This window comes from Rhodococcus sp. NJ-530, from assembly GCF_003860625.1.
Classification (GTDB): domain Bacteria; phylum Actinomycetota; class Actinomycetes; order Mycobacteriales; family Mycobacteriaceae; genus Rhodococcus_F; species Rhodococcus_F qingshengii.
On the sequence record NZ_CP034152.1, the window covers coordinates 2,968,144 to 2,989,174 of the forward strand.

A 21,031-nucleotide genomic window follows, 5' to 3' on the forward strand; every position below is an offset into this window, starting at 1 on the left:
AGAGTGCCAGGTTCACCGACGTGGCTGCTGACGAACCCATCGAGTGAGGATCGTGCCGTCCGTATCACCGAGAATGTGCGCGGGACGCATGGCTGTGGGCATTGCGTTGGGGGAGAGTGAGATTCGGCCGACTTTGCTCCCCACCAGTTGAGGTGACGTGGTGATGCAGAGTTCGTCGACGGCATTGTCCTCGATCAACTGCCCGAAAAGTGACGGTCCGCCCTCGCACAGCACGTGACGGAGCTTGCGAGCCGACAAGGCCCTGTCGATGTCGCCGCTGGTGACGTTCGGTGAGTCCGTCACCTCCACCTGCGCTCCGGCAGATCTCAGCGCCGAAATTGCCGCGGAGTCCGCGTCGCGACCGACAACAAGGATCGGTGGAACTTCAGTATCGCGAAGGAGTCGGCTTTCGGGGTCGATCGACGCGTGCGCCGAGACGACGAGGATCGGTGGGACCGGAGCGAGGCCGTCGGCAGTGCGACGCGCCCGGGCTTCGTCCGAGACCTGCACACCCCCGTAGTTCTCGGCTCGCGCTGTGCCTGCGCCGACCACGACGACGTCACAAAGTTCGCGCAAGATCCCGAATACCGACTTGTCTGCCGGTGTGCCCAGTCCACCGCTCACTCCGTCGACGGCGACGCACCCGTCGATGCTGGAAACGAAGTTCACGCGCATCCAGGGTTGCGAGAGGTTCTCCGGATAGGCGTACAAGCCGCGGAGTTCGTCGTCGTGGCCTGGTGTGAAGTAGGTCGCAATATCCATACGGTGCACATGAGAGATCACATCACGTAGATACCCTTGACGGATGCATGAACGTCTTGTCGATCGCAGCCCGGTGGTACCCGCCGATCAACTGGTAGCTCAAATGGTGCCTCCCGCAATGTTCGACGAGGTGAGTTTTGCGTCCTACATTCCTGATCCGAAGGAACCGAGCCAGGCAGCTGCTGTCGCCAAGGCCGAGGAATTCTCCAAGCGCGTCACCAAGATCCGTAGTGGTGGACGCCGCGGACTGTTCGGCAAGAAGACCCAGGCGACCGGCGCCGGCCTGTACCTCGACGGCGGGTTCGGTGTCGGTAAGACTCACTTGCTGGCGTCGATCTTCCACAGCGTTCCGTCGCCGAAGGCTTTCGGAACCTTCGTCGAGCTGACACACGTCGTCGGCGCTCTCGGCTTCAACAAGGCGGTCGAAGCGCTCGCCGACCACAGCGTTCTCTGCATCGACGAGTTCGAGCTCGACGATCCGGGCGACACCATGCTCGTATCCCGCCTCCTCTCGGAGCTTTCCGCGCGCGGCGTGTCCATCGTCGCGACGTCGAACACGCTTCCCGGCCAGCTCGGGGAGGGTCGCTTCGCCGCCCAGGACTTCCTGCGCGAGATCAAGAAGCTCGGCTCGATCTTCGAGACGATTCGCGTCGACGGCCCCGACTACCGTCACCGCGATCTCCCGCCCGCACCCGAGCCCGTCTCCTCGGAGGAGTTGGTCTCTCGGGCCGACGCCATCGACGGCGCCACGCTCGACAACTTCGACGAGCTGTGCAAGCACCTCAGCACCCTGCACCCGTCGCGGTACAACAAGCTGGTCGAGGGTGTGAAGGCCGTGTTCATCGACGGTGTCCACCCGGCAACGGATCAGTCCGTTGCACTGCGCATCGTGGTTCTCGCCGACCGCCTGTACGACGCGAGCATCCCGGTCACCGTTTCCGGCGCACGCCTCGACGAGATCTTCACCCCCGAGATGCTCGCCGGTGGGTACAAGAAGAAGTACTTGCGCGCGACCTCGCGCCTGCTCGCACTTTCTCGTTTCGAGGTCGCGGCCGGCTAGTCTGCACGCCTGTCAGCTGACGGGGCGCTCCATCACGAAATCGTGGTGGAGTTGTGCGCCCACGAGGAAAGTCTTCGTGCCGACCTGTGTGAAACCGTGCTTTGCGTAGAACTTCTGGGCGCGCAGGTTCTCCTGATTGACGCCCAGCCAGATCCCGGCACTTCCGCTGCGTCGTGCGTGGTCGACAACCGCGTCCATCAAGGATGCTGCCGCGCCGGTTCCGTGGTTACCCGGAAGCACGTACAACTTGCTGAGTTCTGTTGTCGGGCGAAGTGTCACAGCAGCTTTGACGTCCGGGTCGGCGGGCTCGTCGTCGACAAGCATCGCGTAGCCGACGATCGAACCGTCGCGAATGACCTTGAGAACGGTTCGCGTCGGATCGGTCAGGTACTCGGAGAACTTGTCGACGGAGAGAACGTTGTCGATGAAGGCACTGATGTCGTCGTCGGATGCGTCCGGCGGACACGCCAGTGGAAACGTCACCGCTGCCACGTCGGCGATTGCTTCGGAATCCCAGATCCCGGCCCGGTCAACGGTGATCGTCACGTCAGTTTCTGCCTCTCGCGCACACAATTCGGTCGATCAAGTACACCACTTTCCTCGGGCGCAATGCTCAAGCGGCGTTCTCGGCCACCGGAGTTGTGGCTCGTTTCGGTGCGAACGCGGGAGCAAGAACTATCAAGATCGCGCAGAACGCCAGCGGAATCAGGAACCCGATTCGAAGGTCACTGAAGGCAGCGACCGCGCCGACGATGCCGCCGCCGACGACTGTGCCGACGTAGTTGAAGAGGTTGATGCGTGCGATCACCGCATCGACCTGATCCGGGGGAGCCATCCTGCCGGCAGCGCTGAAGCAGATCGGAGCGATCACCGGTACCCCGAGCCCGACGATGAGGAACCCGGCGATGGCAACGGCGGGAGATTGCGCGAGGACGACAACTGTCATACCGACTACGCCGATGAGAGAGCCGATCCGCACGACGGTGGTCTCACCGAATTTCCCGACCCAGTAGTCCCCGGTCAGTCGTGCGACAAGTGCCGCGATCTGATACGCCGCCACGGAAAGGGCAGCGGTCCCGGCGTCGGCGAGCAGTTCGTCCTTGACGTACAGAGTCGACCAGTTTCCGACGCTGAAGTCGACCGCGTAGAACAATGCCATCGCGACGCCGAGGAGGACGAAGGCGCGGGTGGGTACCGCGAATTTCGCGGTGCTCGTGATGTTTGCCTCGGCAACCGGAGACTCGGACCGATCGAGCAGTTGCGGGCCGAAGGCCAGAAGCATCAGTCCGACAACAACTCCCGCGATCACCTGCGTGACGCGGATCGAAATGTCGAGGCCTGCGGTAGCAGAGATGAACAGGGCACCGACAATCGCTCCGACGCTCCAGGAAGCATGGAACGAGGAGAGGATGAAGCGGCCCTTGGCGTGTTGGATCGAGACTGCCTGCATGTTGGCGGCCGCGTCGACCATGCCGAGTCCGATGCCGTAGATCGCCAGGAAGACGAAGAACATCGCTGCGTTGGGCGCAATTCCGGTTGCCCCGCCGAAGACTGCGATGACGGCGAGCCCAGTTCGCAGGGTCATCTTGCTCGACGTTCTCACGGCCAGCATCTCGGCGAGCACGCTGCCGAGCCCGGCGATGACGGACACGGTGACAACCGCAACCACAACCAGTGTCTCGCTCAGCTCGAACAAGTCCTTGTACTGCGGCAGCTGCGTCAGAACGGCGGCGAGCAGAAATCCTTGAAGTCCGAAGGCCACCGAAGTGGCGATCCGAGCCCTCGTCAGGGTGCGGGTGTTATCCGTCATCAAGCAGGGCCTTTGTCTCGTTCGTTCGGTTAGGCCGAACGGTACTGGATCTTGATACTGGTCGAGTGTCCAACAAAGCTGCGTGTTTTGCACGGTTCTTTGATTAACTGACCGACATGACTCGGCAGCCGACACCAGAATTTCCGACTTCCTTCGTCTGGGGAACCGCCACTGCGGCCTATCAAATCGAAGGAGCAGTGGCCGAAGACGGTCGCGGACCGTCGATCTGGGACGAGTTCTGTGACCGTCCCGGTGTTGTCGTCGGGGGCGACACCGGGACGGTCGCTGCCGATCATTATCACCGCTGGGAGTCGGACATCGAGCTGATGAATCAGCTCGGGCTCGACGCTTATCGGCTGTCTCTGTCGTGGTCGCGCATTCTGCCCACCGGATCGGGGGCAGTGAATGCGAAGGGGCTCGACTTCTACGACCGCCTGATCGACCGACTGTGTTCGGCGGGAATTACTGCCGCCGTCACGCTCTTTCACTGGGATCTGCCCCTTGCCTTGCAGGAGCAGGGCGGCTGGATGAACCGCGACACCTCGTATCGGCTGGGGGAGTATGCGCAGGTCGTCGGCGAGCGGCTGTCGGATCGGGTCGGAATGTGGATGCCGCTCAACGAACCAGTTGTGCACACGCTTTACGGGCATGCCCTCGGAGTTCACGCCCCCGGACTGGCCTTGGGGTTCGAGGCTTTCCAAGCCGCACATCACCAGCTGCTCGGGCATGGCCTCGCTGTCGAAGCGCTTCGGGCAACCGGATGCACGAACATCGGAATCGCCTCGAACCATGCTCCGGTGCGTGCCGCTTCGGATTCGCCGGAAGACGTGATGGCTGCCGACATCTACGACCACGTCGTCAATTGGATGTTCGCCGACCCGGTTCTGGTCGGGAAGTACCCGGCCGACGAATTCGCTCAGCTGCTCAGCGGTCCTGTCGACGAGGACTTGAAAATCATCGGGGCGCCGCTCGACTGGTACGGGATCAACTACTACGAGCCGACGATGATTGCTGCTCCGGTGGAAGGCCAGGGGACCGAAGGTGTGCTCGAAGTCGACCTGCCCCCGGGCCTGCCCTTTGCCCCTGTCGCGATTACCGGTTATCCCACAACCGATTTCGGTTGGCCGATCGTTCCCGAGGGGCTGGGCGAGATCTTGCGGACGTTCCACGCCCGCTTCGGTGACGCACTGCCGCCGATCTACATCACCGAAAGCGGATGTTCATTCCACGACGCCCCGGATGCCGCAGGCGTCGTCGACGACGAAGCACGAATCGACTACCACGATGCGCACCTTCGCGCCCTCCGATCGGCAATGGACGACGGTGTCGACGTCCGCGGTTATTTTGTGTGGTCACTTCTCGACAACTTCGAATGGGCTGCGGGATACAAGGAGCGTTTCGGCCTGGTGCACGTCGATTTCGACACCCAGAAGCGCACACCGAAGACCTCGTTCGAGTGGTATCGCGCCCTGATCGCCGAGCACAAAGCGGCTCAGGTCTGACCTGTGCGGCGGCGGTCTGGGTTGCATTCTCGAACCGGGCCGCCTAGCCTCGTCTCTCATGAAGCGAATTCTCGTAGTAAGCCGCCGTAGCGGGGTCTGAATCGGACCGACCCCTCGCTGCGGGTCGTCTTGCTACCAGTTGGTCCTCCACTTCATTCCAGGAAGACCACGATCATGACTTACAACTTCGCTTTCGCTTCTGATTCGTCTTCTGCTGCTGATCCCTTTGCGGCGCGTCACGGCAAATCTCTGCCCGCCGGCTTGCGTGCCGAATGCTCAGCGATGTCGTGGACCGAGTTCGAGTCCACGTATGCGGCTATGAGCGGCCCGATCCGTCTGGGTGCGTGGTCCTCCGAGAAGATTGCGCCGGGTCGTTGGACCTTCGAAGCGACTCTCGGTCTGGGGGAGCGTATCCAGAAAGCGTCCGCCACCTCGACCGGCGCGATCTCAGCCATGACGTCGATGCTGCACGACGCGGGAATCTCGCTCGAGATCCTGTCTTTCCATCAGCACCAGATCGGCCACCGCACTGCGACGTTCATCTTCACCGAGTGCGACGGCCGTCGGAGCTGGGCGATGGGTATTGCGGAGTCGTCGACGGAGTCCTCGCTGCGCGCGATGACTTCGGCAGCGAACCGCTTCTCTCACTGAGCAGTTACAACAATCTGATCAGCTACATCAACCGCAGTACTGACGTGGATGCCCGAGGGGGCTTGCGTCAGTACTGCGGCCCGTGTGTTCGGCGCTCGAACGCAAAAAGCCGGAACCCTGAGGTTCCGGCTTCTTGCATTCTCAAATGGTGCGCGATACTGGGATTGAACCAGTGACCTCTTCCGTGTCAGGGAAGCGCTCTCCCGCTGAGCTAATCGCGCGGGTTCTGGAGAAAAATGGAGCGGACGACGGGATTCGAACCCGCGACCCCAACCTTGGCAAGGTTGTGCGCTACCAGCTGCGCCACGTCCGCATGAGCAATGAACTCCGTTACCGGAACTCAGTACTTTTCTAACTTATCAGACCTGCAAGCAGGTCTTGACCATCAGGCCCTAGGGCCTGACGTGGTGCGCGATACTGGGATTGAACCAGTGACCTCTTCCGTGTCAGGGAAGCGCTCTCCCGCTGAGCTAATCGCGCGAGGTGGAGACGGGAATCGAACCCGTGTGCACGGCTTTGCAGGCCGTTGCCTCACCACTCGGCCACTCCACCGTAAAAGGTTGAGTCACACCTCTCGAGCGGACGACGGGATTCGAACCCGCGACCCCAACCTTGGCAAGGTTGTGCGCTACCAGCTGCGCCACGTCCGCATCGCACCGTGTTGCTTGGGGAGCTGCTCGCTCTCCTCGGTGCGTTGGAAACATTAGCCGACCGTGTCGGATACACACAAATCACCAGCTCAGTGGCGTGTTCGGAGTCGAATCGGCCCGTTGCGCGCGTTGCAACTGTCCGTCTTGGCGATGAATACGGTCTGAAATCAGCTCGAATTCGTAGATTTCGGGGTCGCCTGGAGCAAAACGAATGCCAACCTGGTGATTCGTATTCATCGCGCAGCCGTGTTAATGTTCCAACTCGTTCGAGCGCATGCGTTCGGATGACTTACGGTCCCGTGGCTCAGTGGGAGAGCGTCCGCTTCACACGCGGAAGGTCGCTGGTTCGATCCCAGCCGGGACCACAGAAAAACACTGAAGGCGTTCCCGATCATCGGGGACGCCTTCAGTCGTTTGAGAGCACAGCTGGTCGAGGGCACAGCTGTTCGAGGGCACGGTTATTTCGGCATGCAGACCGTCGTCGCAGGTCGCCGGGCGACGATTTCGGTAGCCTGGTCGAAGAGACATTTCGCGACCGAAAAGGTGACTGCTTTGAGTACCGAAAAGGTCGATTCTTCCGTCGACGATTCAGACCTGTCCGTCTTCCAGGACGCAGAGTCCCGCTGGGAGCGGTGGCGCGCGGGAATCGCCGCGCGGCCCACCCTCAATCTTGCGTACCGCATCGGCGTCGGAGTCGTGGGCACGATCGTGTTCGCCGCCGGCATCGTGGCTATTCCGTACCCCGGGCCCGGTTGGCTCATCGTTTTCGCCGGCCTCGGCATCCTGGCGTCGGAGTTCGCGTGGGCACATCGACTCCTTCATTTCGCGAAGGCTCGATACGACCGGTTCATGGAATGGTTCGGCAAGCAGTCGCTGTTCGTCAAAGGGTTGGGCGTTCTGTTCACCACAGTGATCGTCCTGGCGACTTTGTGGGTGCTCGGCACTTTCGGCCTGATCGGGACATGGGTGGGCCTGGACTACTCGTGGCTCGAGTCGCCGCTGTGAGTTGAACGCGGCCCGGTTTCCTTCACTCGGTTGTCTCACCATGTCGGTAGGGCCGATAACATGATCGTGCGCGTGCTCGCAGTGGGTACGACGCCTGTCTAACTTGTCGCAATACCTTTAGGAGCACATCGCCGTGACCAGTCCCGCGCCAGAGCACTCAGCCGCCCCACTTCGGGTGCCCGCGGGGACGACCGCCGGGACTGCAGTGCGCGAAGCCGGATACCCCACGAAGGGGCCCGACGTGATCGTCGTTGTCCGCGATGGCGAGGGAACGCTCAAGGATCTGTCGTGGACACCTGAGGTCGATGTCGACGTCGAGCCGGTGGCAGCATCCACCGAGGACGGCCGCAGCGTCATCCGGCACTCCGCGGCCCACGTCCTCGCGCAGGCGGTTCAGAAAGAATTCCCCGACGCGAAGCTCGGCATCGGTCCGCCGATCAAGGACGGCTTCTACTACGACTTCGCGGTGGACCGCCCGTTCACTCCGGAGGATCTGGCCAAGCTCGAAAAGCGTATGAAGCAGATCATCAAGGGATCACAGCGCTTTTCGCGTCGAGTCGTCGATTCGATCGAGGACGCTCGGGTCGAGTTGGCCGACGAGCCCTTCAAGCTCGAATTGATCGACGACAAGTCCGGTATCGACGATCCCGAGATCATGGAGGTGGGCGGCAACGAGCTGACCATCTACGACAATCTCGATCCTCGTACCGGCGACAAGATCTGGTCCGATCTGTGCCGCGGCCCGCACATTCCGACCACCAAGCACATCCCGGCCTTCAAGTTGACCCGAAGCTCCGCCGCCTACTGGCGTGGCAACCAGGACAACGCCGATCTTCAGCGTGTCTACGGCACCGCGTGGGAGTCCACCGAGGCTCAGGACGAATACCTCGAACTGCTCGCCGAGGCCGAGCGTCGTGATCACCGCAAGCTCGGTACCGAACTGGACCTCTTCAGCTTCCCCGACGAGCTCGGTTCGGGTCTGCCGGTGTTCCATCCCAAGGGCGGCATCATCCGCACCGAGATGGAGAACTACTCGCGCAGCCGCCACATCGAGGCGGGCTACGAGTTCGTCAACACTCCGCACATCACCAAGGGGCATCTGTACGAGGTTTCCGGTCACCTCGACTGGTACCGCGACGGCATGTTCCCGGCGATGCACGTCGACGAGGAACTGAACGAGGACGGCACCGTGCGCAAGCCGGGCCAGGACTACTACCTCAAGCCGATGAACTGCCCGATGCACAACCTGATCTTCCGTGCTCGCGGACGCTCGTACCGTGAATTGCCGTTGCGGCTCTTCGAATTCGGCTCGGTCTACCGCTACGAGAAGTCCGGCGTCATCCACGGCCTGACCCGCGTGCGCGGCATGACCCAGGACGACGCTCACATCTACTGCACCCGTGAGCAGATGCGCGACGAGCTGACCACCACCCTGCAGTTCGTTCTGAACCTGCTCAAGGACTACGGCCTCGACGACTTCTACCTCGAACTGTCCACCAAGAACCCGGACAAGTTCGTCGGTAGCGACGACGTCTGGGAAGAGGCGACCGCAACGCTCGCCGAGGTCGGCGAAGCTTCCGGCCTGACTCTGGTGCCGGATCCGGGCGGAGCCGCGTTCTACGGTCCCAAGATCTCCGTTCAGGTCAAGGACGCACTCGGCCGCACCTGGCAGATGTCGACCATCCAGCTCGACTTCAACCTGCCCGAGCGGTTCGAGCTCGAATACACCGGCAACGACGGCGTCAAGACTCGTCCGGTCATGATCCACCGCGCGCTGTTCGGCTCGATCGAGCGGTTCTTCGGTGTCCTGACCGAGCACTACGCGGGCGCGTTCCCGGCGTGGCTGGCGCCGGTGCAGGTCGTCGGAATCCCGGTGGCCGAGGCCTTCGCCGATCACCTGTTCGACGTCACGAAGAAGCTCAAGGCAGCCGGTGTTCGCGCCGAGGTCGACTTCAGTGACGACCGTATGCAGAAGAAGATCCGTAACCACACCACGCAAAAGGTCCCGTTCATGCTCCTCGCGGGCGAGCGTGACGTGGAGGCCGGCGCGGTCAGCTTCCGTTTCCGCGACGGCACCCAGATTAACGGCATTCCCGTCGACGACGCCGTCCGGATCATCACCGAGTGGATCGGCCGCCGCGAGAACGCCTCGCCGACAGCCGAACTGGTGCAGCCAAGCGTGGCGCAGTGAGCGCCCCCGGTGACGACGGTCCGGGTTCGCTGATCGACCACGGCGTCGGTGACCCTGACCATTTGCAGCGCATTTGGTCGCCGCATCGGATGTCGTACATCACCGAGGCGCCCAACACCCCGGGCACGACAGGTGAACCGTTCATCGACATTCCGAAGATGTCGGACGAAGAAGGGCTCATCGTTGCCCGCGGTGAGCATGTCTATGCGGTTCTGAACCTGTATCCGTACAACCCGGGGCACCTGATGGTGGTTCCGTACCGCAAGGTTGCGGCACTCGAAGACCTGACGCCGGAGGAGAGCGCCGAGTTGATGGCGTTCACCCAGCAGGCGTTGCGGGTGATCAAGAGCGTGTCGAATCCTCACGGATTCAACGTCGGCCTGAATCTCGGTGCCGCTGCGGGCGGTTCGCTGTCCGAGCACCTTCACCAACACGTAGTGCCACGTTGGGGCGGCGACGCCAACTTCATCACCGTGCTCGGTGGGGTAAAGGTGATGCCGCAATTGCTGCGGGAGACCAGGGGACTACTCGCCGGTGCCTGGCAACAATAGGTTGACGCATCCGGCTTCATGGCAGGATGCATTGCTGCAACGAGTTCCGAACCGGAACTCACGACGGGGAGGGTTCCTGCGGTGTTGAGCTTCTTCGGGCGCGCATCGGTGTCCAAGGTGACGGCACCTATGGGGAAGGCGCTGGTCAAGACCGGTCTGACGCCGGACTCGGTGACGGTGATCGGCACGGTGGCAAGCGTCGCCGGTGCGGTGACGCTGTTTCCGTCCGGACATCTGTTCTGGGGAACCATGTTCATCTGGTTCTTCGTCATGTTCGACATGCTCGACGGCGCAATGGCTCGTGCTCGCGGCGGCGGAACGCGGTACGGGGCGGTACTGGACGCGACCTGCGACCGCGTAGCCGACGGCGCGATTTTTGCCGGCCTGGCCTGGTGGGCGGTCTACCACGAGAACAGCAAGTGGCTGCTCGTCGCGACGCTCATCTGCCTCGTCACCTCGCAGGTCATCTCGTACGCGAAGGCGCGTGCGGAGGCGAGCGGGCTGACTGCGGACGGCGGGTGGATCGAGCGCCCGGACCGACTGATCATCGTGTTGGTCGGATCCGGCCTGACGGGTATGGGTCTTCCGTGGGCAATCCACATCGCGATGTGGGTACTTGCCGCCGGAAGCATCGTGACGGTCTTCCAGCGAGTGCTCGCGGTGCGCAATTCCCCTGGCGCTCGGGAACTTCTGCCGATCGCCCCGGCCGCATCGACGGTCGAAGGTGCGCCGGACACGGACGGCGAGGCAGAGAAATGAGCTTTGCCGAGCGTGCAACCGACCTGGGATACGCCGCGGGTTGGCGGCTGGTGAGAAGCCTGCCGGAATCGGTGGCGGTCAAGCTGTTCGACGCCGGGGCGGATTTCGCGGTACGCAAGGGCGGACCCGAACAACTCAGGAAGAACCTCGCGAGAGTTCTGGGCACGACGCCGGAGCAAGTTCCGGATCAGTTGATCAAGGATTCGATGCGCTCGTACGCCCGGTATTGGCGTGAGGCGTTTCGTCTTCCGTCGATGGACCTGGTCGCGACAGGTAAGGCGCTGCATGCGCTGGTCGAGGGCCAGGAGCATCTGGAAAAGGCAATGGCTGCAGGTCATGGCGCGGTATTGGCGCTGCCTCACAGCGGTAATTGGGACATGGCCGGCGTGTGGTGCGTTCAGCAGTGGGGCGGGTTGACCTCCGTTGCCGAGCGGCTCAAGCCCGAATCCCTGTACGAACGGTTCGTCGACTATCGCGAGAGTCTCGGCTTCGAGATCTTCCCGCTCAGCGGCGGGGAGCATCCACCGTTCGTCGAACTCTCCAAGCATCTGCGTGAGAACAAGATCGTGTGCCTGTTGGGGGAGCGCGATCTGGCGAAGAAGGGTGTGCCCGTCACCTTCTTCGGCGAACCTACTCGGATGCCCGCGGGCCCGGCGAAGCTCGCGATCGACACCGGCGCGCCGCTACTTCCGGTCCACTGCTGGTTCACACCCGACGGATGGGGTTTCAAGATCGACCCACCGATCGACGTATCCGGCGGAGTCGGCCCGGCCACGCAAGCACTTGCCGACCGTTTCGCGGTCAACATCGCAGCGCACCCCGCTGACTGGCACATGCTTCAACCGCTGTGGCGCTCGGACCTTTCCGAATCGCGGCTCGCCCGCATGGAGGGTGAATGAAAATCGGCATGATCTGCCCGTACTCCTTCGACGTCCCCGGCGGCGTCCAGGCGCACGTGGTGGATCTGGCCGAGGTGCTGATCGAACGTGGTCACAAAGTGAGTGTGCTTGCGCCGTCGTCCGATGACGACGAGTTGCCGGATTTTGTGGTTTCCGCAGGTAAAGCCGTCGCGATTCCCTACAACGGTTCTGTTGCGCGGTTGTCTTTCGGCCCGACGGCGAACAACCGCCTCCGCAAGTTCATCGCGGAAGGTGACTTCGACGTTCTACATATCCACGAACCCAATGCGCCGAGTCTGTCCATGCTCGCGTTGCGCATCGCGGAAGGCCCGATCGTCGCCACCTTCCACACGTCGACCACGAAGTCGTTGGTGCTGAGCACGTTTCAGGGTGTCTTGGCTCCGTATCTCGAGAAGATCAGCGGCCGGATCGCAGTCTCGGAGTTGGCGCGTCGTTGGCAGGTCGAGTCTCTCGGATCCGACGCGGTCGAGATCCCCAACGGCGTCGATGTCGCAGCGTTTGCCGAGGCCGATCTGTTGCCCGGCTACCCGCGCGAAGGTGGAACCATTCTGTTCCTCGGTCGCTACGACGAACCGCGCAAGGGGATGGCCGTCCTCCTCGGCGCACTGCCGGAGTTGGTCGAGCGTCACCCGGATCTCGAAGTGATCGTGGTCGGACGCGGCGACGAGGAGAAACTCCGCAAAGAGGCGGGCAAGTACTTCAAGCATCTCCGCCTGCTCGGGCAGGTCAGTGACGAGGAGAAAGCGTCGGCGCTTCGCAGTGCGGACGTCTACTGCGCGCCCAATCTCGGCGGTGAGAGCTTCGGGATCGTGCTGGTCGAGGCCATGGCGGCTGGCACTGCCGTCGTGGCCAGTGAGTTGGACGCTTTTCGCCGTGTTCTTCGCGACGGTCAGGCCGGCTTGCTGGTCCCCATCGGGAACTCCGATGCCTTGGCCGAGGCAATCGATTCCGTTCTCGGTGACCCGGATCGACGACGCGCGCTGGTCAACACCGCGACAAGTGTTGTTGCCGAATACGACTGGCCGGTGGTGGCCGAACAGATCCTGCGTGTCTACGAGACCGTCACGGTTGGCGGCACCGGCGTACGCGTGGTGGGTTCATGACCTTCTCCGCTCTGACAATCTTCATTCTCGGGCTCGTCGCTGCCGTCGTCCTGGTCGTCGGACTGTGGGCGTACGGGACGGCGAACCGACTCGATCGACTGCATGTGCGTTCGGATCAGTCGTGGTTGGCACTCGATGCGGCTCTGTCCCGTCGTGCCGCGGTTGTCCGCGCGGCGGCTGTGGACATGAGCGCCGACGACGCCCGCAGATTCGTCACCTTGGCGGACGCCGCCGAACGTGCGGATCGTCAGGATCGCGAGCTTGCCGAGAACCGGCTGTCCAATGCTCTCGCTGCCTACGGCACGACGTCGCTGCGACCTCAACTGGTGGCCGAGTTGGCCGATGCCGAGGCGAGGGTCCTGATCGCTCGGCGGTTCCACAACGACGCGGTGCGCGACACTCTCGCGTTGCGTACGCGTCGACTTGTTCGCTGGCTGCACCTCGGGGGAACGGCACCGCTACCTCATTACTTCGAGATATCGGAGCGCACGACCGCGGCGGCGGTGCCCGAGGGCATCACCGTGGATACGTCACGGACCTCTGCCCGCGTGGTGATGCTGGACGAGGACGATCGGGTGCTGCTGTTGCGCGGCCACGATCCCAAGATCCCGAACACTTACTTCTGGTTCACCGTCGGCGGAGGGCTCGAACGGGGCGAACACCTACGGGCGGCTGCCGTTCGTGAGATCGAGGAGGAGACCGGATTCGTCGTGGCTCCGGAGAATCTGCGAGGTCCGCTCTGGCGTCGTGTGGCGATTTTCCCGTTCGACGGTGAGCTGATCCGTTCGGAAGAGCTGTTCTTTGCTACGCGCACTCACGGCTTCGAGCCGGTCTTCCAAGGCCACACGGAATTGGAACAGCGTGCCATCACCGGCCATCGCTGGTGCAGCGCCGACGAGATCCGCCGACTGGCCAAGTCCGGTGAGCCCGTCTACCCGTTGGATCTGGCAAACCTCCTGGTGGAAGCGGCGACGATCGCGGACGGTACCGAGGATCCGGAAGTGCGTTCCATCCGCTGATCTTTCGGTCGTTCAGTGCTCGCGGGCAGTCTAAGGCCAGCAATGGCAAATTGGATACGGAATCGAAGGCCGGTTAGTCCTAGAGTTCTGGCCAGAGGCCTCCGAGCGAATGAACTCGTGTGTTCGCCGTGCCTCGTTTCTTTTGTCACGCCACTACTGCAGGAGTTTGCTGTGAGCACCCCCGACTCTGCCCCCACCACCGCCATCGGCACCGCCCGCGTCAAGCGCGGCATGGCTGAAATGCTCAAGGGCGGTGTGATCATGGACGTGGTCACCGCTGAGCAGGCCAAGATCGCCGAAGACGCAGGCGCCGTCGCCGTCATGGCACTCGAGCGGGTCCCCGCAGACATTCGCGCACAGGGCGGCGTCTCGCGCATGAGCGACCCGGACATGATCGACAGCATCATCTCCACCGTGAGCATCCCCGTCATGGCCAAGGCACGCATCGGTCACTTCGTCGAAGCGCAGATCCTGCAGAGCCTCGGCGTCGACTACATCGACGAGTCCGAGGTCCTGACCCCGGCCGACTACGCCAACCACATCGACAAGTGGAAGTTCACCGCTCCCTTCGTCTGTGGCGCCACCAACCTCGGCGAAGCGCTCCGTCGCATCAACGAAGGCGCGGCCATGATCCGCTCGAAGGGTGAAGCAGGCACCGGAGACGTCTCCAACGCCACCACCCATATGCGCACCATCCGCGGCGAGATCCGCCGGTTGACCTCGCTGAGCGAGGACGAACTGTACGTAGCCGCCAAGGAACTGCAGGCCCCGTACGAACTGGTCGTCGAGGTCGCCAAGGTCGGCAAGCTGCCTGTCACCATGTTCACCGCGGGCGGCATCGCGACCCCGGCAGACGCTGCCATGATGATGCAGCTCGGCGCCGAGGGCGTGTTCGTCGGATCGGGCATCTTCAAGTCCGGCAACCCGAAGCAGCGCGCCGAGGCCATCGTCAAGGCCACCACGTTCTACGACGACCCGGACGTGCTCGCCAAGGTCTCGCGCGGACTCGGCGAGGCAATGGTCGGTATCAACGTCGACGACCTGCCTGTCGGACATCGCCTCGCAGAGCGCGGTTGGTGACAGCAGGTTCGACGACTGGGCTCAGTGCCTGAAAGTCCTCACAGACGAAGGGGCGGCGGTTGCGTTGGCAACCGCCGCCCCTTCGGGGTGTGGCGGGCCGTCAGATGCTGTCCGATACCTCGAACACGAACTCGACCTCGACGGCACTGTTTCGGGGGAGTTCGGCCACGCCGATCGCAGAGCGGGCGTGTTGTCCAGCGGTACCGAAGATCTTGGCCAGCAGGTCGGACGCACCGTTGATCACCTGGGGTTGCTGCGAGAATCCGGATCCCGAAGCAACAAATCCAACGACCTTGACGACCCGAACGATGCGGTCGAGACCGACCAAGGCATCGACTGCCGCGAGTCCGTTGAGAGTGCACAACCGCGCCGCCTGGGCGGCGTCTTCGACGGAGACGCCCTCGCCCAACTTGCCGATGCACGTCGTAGTGCCGTCGACGAGCGGCAATTGCCCCGACGTGTAGACGTATGACCCCGTCTGAACGGCGGGGAGGTATGAGCCTGCGGGGGTGGCAACAGGCGGGAGGGTCAGGTCGAGTGCGGCGAGTCGTGCGGTCCAGGTACTTGCGTCGTTCATCGGTTCCTCAATGGGTTCTTTTGTCCGGGAATGGTGTTCGAGTCTGTCATCGGTAGTCTCGGCAAGTCCAAGTCGTATTTGCGCCCACCCCATCACTTTTGGTGATATTCGCCGTCGTCGGATTCAAAATGGTGTTCGAGTTGGCCACCTAAACTGTGTCGTATGTCGTCAATTCGTAACATCTCACTGGGGATACCTGTCCGTTCCGGTCACATACTCATACTCGACGGCACGGACTCTGTCACGGGGGAGAACTTTCATCGATTGATCGGTGGCGGTATCGAGTTCGGTGAGACGGCCGAGGCAGCGCTGCGGCGCGAGTTCGCGGAGGAACTCGGCGTCACGTTGGGAAGCGTCGAGTTGCTCGAGGTCGTAGAGAACATCTTCGAGTTCGAGGGGCGACCTGGGCATGAGATTGTCCATGTCTTTGGAGTCGACTCGGCTGACATCGATGCGTTTCCGCTCGACGTGCAACTCCGAGTCCTAGACGAAGGTAGTCCAGTCCACTGGGTATTGAGTGGTGGGTCCGACCGCCCTATCTACCCGGCCGAAGCTGCCCGCATTATCAACGCCCTGGTTCAGTAGGGGAATCCGTTGCCGGAACACGAGTGGCCGCAAAGGTTGCTCCGCAACAATTTTCGGTCAATCAGGATTGTTCGGACTGATTCCTGGAAATCATGGATATCGAACGTATATTCGAATAATGTTGAGGAATGTTCGATGACGGAGTAGGAAGTTCGGGTACCGCAGCGCAGCTGTCCGGTGCTGAATCCGACTGCGCCCTCATCGATCTCATCGCCGATCTGCATGCGCGCGAATCGATGCTCGTGGAACGGAAACTGGCTGCCATTGCCGAGTTTTTCGAGCGTCGCAGCGCTGGCCACACTGATAACGGTGCTTGGTCGTCTACCGCTCACGAACTGGCTGAGGCCGAGCTCGGCGCGGCATTGACCATGGGCCGTGCCGCAGCGGGAAAGTTGATCGGTCTCGGCTTTTCTCTCAAGACTCGCCTCCATCGCACGCGTGCCGCCATGGCGCGCGGAGAACTGGATCTGTATCGGGTCGGATTGATCGACTCCGCTACGGCCAACGTAGCCGACGATTTGATCGACGAGGTGGAACGGCAACTCCTCGAAAAGATCTCGGCGCCACCGATGCCTGGCGGTACCGGCTTGACGGGTCGCCGATTGACAGCGGCTATCGACCGGATCGTCGCCGTGGTGGATCCCGAGGGGATACGCGAACGTCGACGCCGCGCCCTGGCTGATCGGTTCGTGGGTGTGAGCGCTGCCGAGGACGGAATGGCGCGGATATTGGGGAGTATTCCGGCGGAGGAAGCACGGGCTTTCGACCGTCGGTTGCGGGAGTTGGCAATGTCGGTGTGTCGACACGATTCCCGTAAGTACGAGCAACGACGAGCTGACGCATTGGGAGCGTTGGTATCCGGGTCGACGATTCTGCCGTGCGATTGCGGCCGGGACGAGTGCCCACAAGATCGAAGCGGGATTGTGGTGGTGCGTCGGCCGTTGGTTCACGTGGTCATGCTGGAATCAACGCTTCAGGGCGGTGACGCACCAGGTGCAGACGAACCCGCTCACCTCGACGGTTATGGAGTGATCAGTGCAGAGCATGCGCGTGACATCGCCGCGGGTGCGCTGATTCGGAAGGTGAAGGTACCAGCCGATGCCGCGCTCGAGTCTTCCGGTGAGGGCGAGCCAGTACCTCCGCCCGTTGTTCCTTCGGCGTCGGTCTACCGCCCCGGCGCTGTCCTCGACACCTGGGTGCGGGTGATCGCAGGAAGCTGCCAGTGGTTGCACTGCGATGTCGCTGCATGGAATTCAGATCTTGATCACACTGAGCCCTTTGATCATCGCGATCCCACTTGTGGTGGAAAGACCGTGGCGTCGAATCTGAGTGCGTATTGTCGAAACCATCACCGCCTCAAGCATTCCGGTCAGTGGTTGCATACCTCGAACCCGGACCGGAGTGTCATGCTGACCTCGCCGACCGGACATTGCTACCGAACCAGGCCGTCAGGTCTGCTGGCGGGAATGCTCGAGCCTGTGCTGCCCGAGGGTGGTCGGCGTCGGCGCACACGTCTGGAGAACAAGGCCGCTCGTGTGTGGGGGGAACGCCGGCGTCAGCGGATACGGATGCACCGGCGGATGAAGAAGGCACAGAGGAGGACCTTCGACGGCGGAGACGATCCACCGCCATTCTGAGTCGATGCGCCCCGTCGCTCAGTGTTTTCGGATGCCCACTTTGGTGGCCGGGGGTGCGTCAGGCATTGTGTGAAGGTCGGTAGACGTCGGTACACGGGAAGATGTGGAGCATCGATGGCGAGGATCGAAGAAATTCTGGAGTTGGAACGCCTCGAGCGGGACATCTTTCGAGGAATCATCGCGGAGACCACCCTGACCCGCACTTTCGGCGGCCAGGTCGCCGGACAGGCATTGGTGTCGGCGGTACGCACGGTCGATCCGGCCTACTCGGTTCATTCGTTGCACGGATATTTCCTGCGTCCGGGAAATCCGATGGAGCCGACGGTTTTTCTGGTTGATCGTGTTCGGGACGGTCGATCGTTCGCGACCCGCTTGGTCACCGGAATTCAAGACGGGCAAGCCATTTTCACGATGTCGGCGTCCTTCCACGTCCAAGACGAAGGCATCGAGCACCAGGACGAGATGCCACCCGTTCCTGACCCCGAGACCTTGGCCATCGCCCAGGATTCGGAGGATCCCGAGACTGCGTGGCTGGCGCGTGAGTGGTCCGATTGGGACCTTCGAATGGTGCCGAAGGCCGACATCGACAAACGTCCGGGCGCTGCCGCGCAGCAGCAAGTGTGGTTCCGTTCCCGCGAGGCACTCCCGGACGACCCGGTATTTCACGTGTGCACGCTTGCCTACATGAGCGACATGACGCTGCTCGGATCTTCCCGCGGCCCCCACATGGACGTCGCCATGCAAAGCGCTTCGCTCGATCACGCCATGTGGTTCCTGCGGCCGTTCCGCGCCGACGAGTGGCTGTTGTACGACCAGACGTCGCCGTCAGCGGGCTTCGGTCGCGCCCTGACGCAGGGACGAATCTTCGACAGCCGAGGAAATATGGTTGCTGCAGTCGTCCAGGAGGGTCTGACCAGGCTGTATCGCCCGAAGTGAGGTCGGCCGACGTGAGAACAATCGCAGTGAGACCTTCACTGGCGAGACCGCACCGCAGGCCGGGCCGGATGGTCGTATCTGACCTCGAAATCGACCTCCTCGGACACTTCTGATCGGTGTTCGAGGAGTGCCTCGACGGTCCACAGATCTGCCTCCGGTGTGTGCCGCCGCATGGCAGGTTCGCTCATGTCCAGGCGGACGCTGACGTCGAACTCCAGCCCGCGCCCGAGCAACATCGGACCGGCGATCACGATGACCGCGCGCTCATGGACGGGGATACGGGTCGAACGAGCCGATCGATCGGTGGGTTCGTCCCAGAGTTTCGGCAAGAACGCCCGTTTGGTGCGGGCTGCGGTGATCACTTCACGATCGAGTGCCCGATAGTCGAACCAGATAGTGCGGTAACTCAGCGCATCCTCGTGGCCGAACTCGTATCGCAGCGAAGCCGGCCGTACGTAGTCGTGCAGTGACACAACAGCACTCGGCCTGTCGCGCGACTCGAGGGCGGTGCCAACCAGATCCGCGAGCCGAGACGGCTGTGCACAATCAGGTCCGTCGATCGCTACTACCGCCACCGACGGAAACGATCCGCTAAGCGTTGCAATCTGCTCGGCCAAGGCGAGGGGACTGGACGGGATGAATGTACTCACGCCCACCATGGTGCCGTGCCCGCTCGCCGAGGCGATATTGTGAACCGTCATCGCGCCCAGTGCGGCGGTCTATGTTTTCGGAGGACTCATGGTTGGTATCGAGGAGATCCTCGCGCTCGAACACCTGGAGAAGGACATCTTCCGTGGTGCGGTCCATCCCACCGCACTTCAACGGACGTTCGGCGGGCAGGTTGCCGGGCAGTCGTTGGTTTCTGCCGTGAGCACCGTTGACGAGAGCTACCACGTGCACTCGTTGCACGGATATTTCCTGCGCCCGGGCAATCCGAAGATTCCGACGGTCTACCTGGTGGACCGCATCCGCGACGGGCGCTCGTTCTGCACCCGCAGGGTGAATGCAGTTCAGGACGGCAAGACGATCTTCACGATGTCGGCCTCGTTCCACGTCGACGACGAAGGTATCGAGCACCAGGACCGGATGCCCTCCGTTCCGGCGCCGGAGGACTTGCCGGACGCGCAGACCGTTCCGAAGTTGGCTGAATCGCAGTTCTATCAGGAGTGGAAGAACTGGGACATCAGAATTGTGCCCGCTGAGCAGAGCGCGTCAGCGCCGGATCTCGCTGCGCAACAGCGCGTGTGGATGCGCTACCGCGAGGCTCTGCCGGATCGTCCGCTGCTGCACATCTGCACCCTCGCGTACCTCAGTGACATGACCCTGCTCGGAACTTCCAAAGTCCCGCACCGCGGCGTGAAGACGCAGACTGCTTCGCTCGATCACGCGATGTGGTTCCTGCGTCCGTTCCGGGCCGACGAGTGGTTGCTCTACGACCAGACGTCGCCGTCGGCAGGTTTTGGTCGCGCGCTCACTCAGGGGCGTATCTACGATCGCGATGGCAACATGGTGGCAGCGGTGGTTCAGGAGGGTTTGACGCGTCTCGAACGCGAACCCGACAGCCATGAGAGCAAGAACAGCCGTGAGAACAAGACAGGAACTGTGTGATGACGCGTCCGTTGATCGGTGTACTCGCCCTCCAAGGTGATGTTCGCGAACACCTTGCCGCACTCGATGATTCGGGAGCGGATGCGGTGGGTATCCGGCGCCCGGAGGAACTCGACAAGGTCGACGGCATCGTGATCCCCGGTGGCGAATCCACCACGATGAGCCGGCTTCTGCAGGTATTCGAGCTGCTGGAACCGCTTCGTGAGCGACTCCGCGGCGGGCTGCCGGCCTACGGATCGTGTGCGGGCATGATTCTGCTCGCCAGCGAGGTACTAGACACCCGGCCGGACGCCGAGCATCTCGGCGCCATCGACATGACGGTGCGCCGCAACGCTTTCGGTCGGCAGGTCGATTCTTTCGAGTCCGACCTGGAGTTCGAGGGCATCATCGGTGATCCCATTCGCGCCGTCTTCATCCGCGCGCCGTGGGTGGAGCGAGTTGGGCCGGGCGTTGAGGTCCTTGCGCAGGTTCCCGCCGCCGCGGGGGAGGCCGCAGGCCGGATCGTCGCGGTTCGGCAGGGCTCGGTGATCGCCACTTCTTTCCATCCCGAGGTTACCGGGGACCGTCGAGTGCACGAGATGTTCGTCGATCTGGTTCGCGGATAACTGGAGTAGTCAGCCTCGGC

Annotated in this window: 21 protein-coding genes and 6 tRNA genes; 17 read left to right on the top strand and 10 right to left on the bottom strand. The window is 62.5% G+C overall.

The window, feature by feature from the left end:
- Positions 1-12: 12 nt before the first annotated feature.
- On the bottom strand, positions 13-762 hold the full coding sequence (locus EHW12_RS14005) for a pyrimidine reductase family protein (RefSeq protein WP_007732907.1): 750 nt from the start codon (positions 760-762) through the stop codon (positions 13-15).
- A gap of 43 nt (positions 763-805) precedes the next feature.
- Between EHW12_RS14005 and zapE the strand changes: the two genes are divergently transcribed.
- Entirely contained in the window at positions 806-1,822 is a 1,017-nt protein-coding gene (gene zapE / locus EHW12_RS14010) for a cell division protein ZapE (RefSeq protein ID WP_116056779.1), read from the top strand.
- A gap of 12 nt (positions 1,823-1,834) precedes the next feature.
- On the opposite strand, the gene EHW12_RS14015 is transcribed toward zapE, so the two are convergent.
- Both EHW12_RS14015 and EHW12_RS14020 read right to left on the bottom strand, forming a co-directional pair.
- Positions 1,835-2,368, bottom strand: a complete 534-nt coding sequence (locus EHW12_RS14015) for a GNAT family N-acetyltransferase (RefSeq protein ID WP_003942603.1) — start codon at positions 2,366-2,368, stop codon at positions 1,835-1,837.
- Between the two features lie 67 nt (positions 2,369-2,435).
- Positions 2,436-3,632, bottom strand: a complete 1,197-nt coding sequence (locus EHW12_RS14020) for an MFS transporter (protein WP_125051017.1) — start codon at positions 3,630-3,632, stop codon at positions 2,436-2,438.
- Between the two features lie 116 nt (positions 3,633-3,748).
- Between EHW12_RS14020 and EHW12_RS14025 the strand changes: the two genes are divergently transcribed.
- Positions 3,749-5,134 (top strand): GH1 family beta-glucosidase, encoded by a 1,386-nt coding sequence (locus tag EHW12_RS14025; protein WP_003942640.1) that lies wholly within the window; start codon positions 3,749-3,751, stop codon positions 5,132-5,134.
- A 174-nt stretch (positions 5,135-5,308) separates the two neighbouring features.
- On the top strand, positions 5,309-5,785 hold the full coding sequence (locus EHW12_RS14030; protein WP_003942597.1) for an alpha-isopropylmalate synthase regulatory domain-containing protein: 477 nt from the start codon (positions 5,309-5,311) through the stop codon (positions 5,783-5,785).
- Between the two features lie 146 nt (positions 5,786-5,931).
- Here EHW12_RS14030 and EHW12_RS14035 read toward each other — a convergent pair.
- The 5 genes from EHW12_RS14035 to EHW12_RS14055 form a co-directional block, all read right to left on the bottom strand.
- Positions 5,932-6,006 (bottom strand) — tRNA-Val (locus tag EHW12_RS14035).
- A 16-nt stretch (positions 6,007-6,022) separates the two neighbouring features.
- Positions 6,023-6,098 (bottom strand) — tRNA-Gly (locus tag EHW12_RS14040).
- 92 nt (positions 6,099-6,190) lie between these two features.
- Positions 6,191-6,265: transfer RNA gene (locus EHW12_RS14045), tRNA-Val, on the bottom strand.
- A 1-nt stretch (position 6,266) separates the two neighbouring features.
- A tRNA-Cys gene (locus tag EHW12_RS14050) sits at positions 6,267-6,337 on the bottom strand.
- 25 nt (positions 6,338-6,362) lie between these two features.
- Positions 6,363-6,435 (bottom strand) — tRNA-Gly (locus tag EHW12_RS14055).
- Between the two features lie 293 nt (positions 6,436-6,728).
- Here EHW12_RS14055 and EHW12_RS14060 point away from each other — a divergent pair.
- The 9 genes from EHW12_RS14060 to pdxS all read left to right on the top strand — a co-directional run bounded on the left by EHW12_RS14060 (position 6,729) and on the right by pdxS (position 15,063).
- A tRNA-Val gene (locus EHW12_RS14060) sits at positions 6,729-6,800 on the top strand.
- Between the two features lie 187 nt (positions 6,801-6,987).
- Positions 6,988-7,440 (top strand): TIGR02611 family protein, encoded by a 453-nt coding sequence (locus tag EHW12_RS14065; protein WP_030536868.1) that lies wholly within the window; start codon positions 6,988-6,990, stop codon positions 7,438-7,440.
- A 133-nt stretch (positions 7,441-7,573) separates the two neighbouring features.
- Positions 7,574-9,631 carry a threonine--tRNA ligase gene (thrS, locus tag EHW12_RS14070; protein WP_007732914.1) on the top strand — a complete coding sequence of 686 codons (2,058 nt, stop codon included), beginning with the start codon at positions 7,574-7,576 and terminating at the stop codon, positions 9,629-9,631.
- A complete protein-coding gene (locus tag EHW12_RS14075) occupies positions 9,628-10,182 on the top strand; it encodes an HIT domain-containing protein (RefSeq protein ID WP_003943307.1) in 555 nt (184 codons plus the stop codon). The genes thrS and EHW12_RS14075 overlap by 4 nt, the downstream gene beginning before the upstream one ends.
- A gap of 81 nt (positions 10,183-10,263) precedes the next feature.
- Complete coding sequence (pgsA, locus tag EHW12_RS14080; protein ID WP_007732918.1) at positions 10,264-10,941, top strand: phosphatidylinositol phosphate synthase; 678 nt, start codon at positions 10,264-10,266, stop codon at positions 10,939-10,941.
- Positions 10,938-11,840: a phosphatidylinositol mannoside acyltransferase gene (locus EHW12_RS14085; RefSeq protein ID WP_030536867.1), complete on the top strand. Its 903-nt coding sequence runs from the start codon at positions 10,938-10,940 to the stop codon at positions 11,838-11,840. Before pgsA ends, EHW12_RS14085 begins: the two co-directional genes overlap by 4 nt.
- On the top strand, positions 11,837-12,964 hold the full coding sequence (locus EHW12_RS14090) for a glycosyltransferase family 4 protein (protein ID WP_003943332.1): 1,128 nt from the start codon (positions 11,837-11,839) through the stop codon (positions 12,962-12,964). Before EHW12_RS14085 ends, EHW12_RS14090 begins: the two co-directional genes overlap by 4 nt.
- Positions 12,961-13,983, top strand: coding sequence for an NUDIX domain-containing protein (locus tag EHW12_RS14095; protein ID WP_030536866.1), 1,023 nt, complete (start codon positions 12,961-12,963; stop codon positions 13,981-13,983). Before EHW12_RS14090 ends, EHW12_RS14095 begins: the two co-directional genes overlap by 4 nt.
- 171 nt (positions 13,984-14,154) lie before the next feature.
- Positions 14,155-15,063, top strand: a complete 909-nt coding sequence (gene pdxS / locus EHW12_RS14100) for a pyridoxal 5'-phosphate synthase lyase subunit PdxS (RefSeq protein WP_030536865.1) — start codon at positions 14,155-14,157, stop codon at positions 15,061-15,063.
- Positions 15,064-15,163: 100 nt separating this feature from the next.
- Here pdxS and EHW12_RS14105 read toward each other — a convergent pair whose 3' ends face one another.
- Positions 15,164-15,640 carry a RidA family protein gene (locus EHW12_RS14105; RefSeq protein ID WP_030536864.1) on the bottom strand — a complete coding sequence of 159 codons (477 nt, stop codon included), beginning with the start codon at positions 15,638-15,640 and terminating at the stop codon, positions 15,164-15,166.
- Positions 15,641-15,802: 162 nt separating this feature from the next.
- Here EHW12_RS14105 and EHW12_RS14110 point away from each other — a divergent pair, with 162 nt between their 5' ends.
- The 3 genes from EHW12_RS14110 to EHW12_RS14120 all read left to right on the top strand — a co-directional run bounded on the left by EHW12_RS14110 (position 15,803) and on the right by EHW12_RS14120 (position 18,798).
- Entirely contained in the window at positions 15,803-16,225 is a 423-nt protein-coding gene (locus tag EHW12_RS14110) for an NUDIX domain-containing protein (RefSeq protein WP_030536863.1), read from the top strand.
- A 128-nt stretch (positions 16,226-16,353) separates the two neighbouring features.
- Positions 16,354-17,862 (top strand): HNH endonuclease signature motif containing protein, encoded by a 1,509-nt coding sequence (locus tag EHW12_RS14115; protein WP_030536862.1) that lies wholly within the window; start codon positions 16,354-16,356, stop codon positions 17,860-17,862.
- Between the two features lie 114 nt (positions 17,863-17,976).
- Positions 17,977-18,798 carry an acyl-CoA thioesterase II gene (locus EHW12_RS14120; protein ID WP_003943337.1) on the top strand — a complete coding sequence of 274 codons (822 nt, stop codon included), beginning with the start codon at positions 17,977-17,979 and terminating at the stop codon, positions 18,796-18,798.
- Between the two features lie 35 nt (positions 18,799-18,833).
- Here EHW12_RS14120 and EHW12_RS14125 read toward each other — a convergent pair whose 3' ends face one another.
- The gene (locus EHW12_RS14125; protein WP_241199162.1) at positions 18,834-19,499 is read right to left on the bottom strand and encodes a hypothetical protein; all 666 of its coding nucleotides are present in this window, start codon (positions 19,497-19,499) and stop codon (positions 18,834-18,836) included.
- Positions 19,500-19,536: 37 nt separating this feature from the next.
- Here EHW12_RS14125 and tesB point away from each other — a divergent pair, with 37 nt between their 5' ends.
- Positions 19,537-20,406, top strand: a complete 870-nt coding sequence (tesB, locus tag EHW12_RS14130; RefSeq protein ID WP_007732935.1) for an acyl-CoA thioesterase II — start codon at positions 19,537-19,539, stop codon at positions 20,404-20,406.
- Positions 20,406-21,011 (top strand): pyridoxal 5'-phosphate synthase glutaminase subunit PdxT, encoded by a 606-nt coding sequence (gene pdxT / locus EHW12_RS14135; RefSeq protein ID WP_007732937.1) that lies wholly within the window; start codon positions 20,406-20,408, stop codon positions 21,009-21,011. Before tesB ends, pdxT begins: the two co-directional genes overlap by 1 nt.
- Positions 21,012-21,031: the final 20 nt, after the last annotated feature.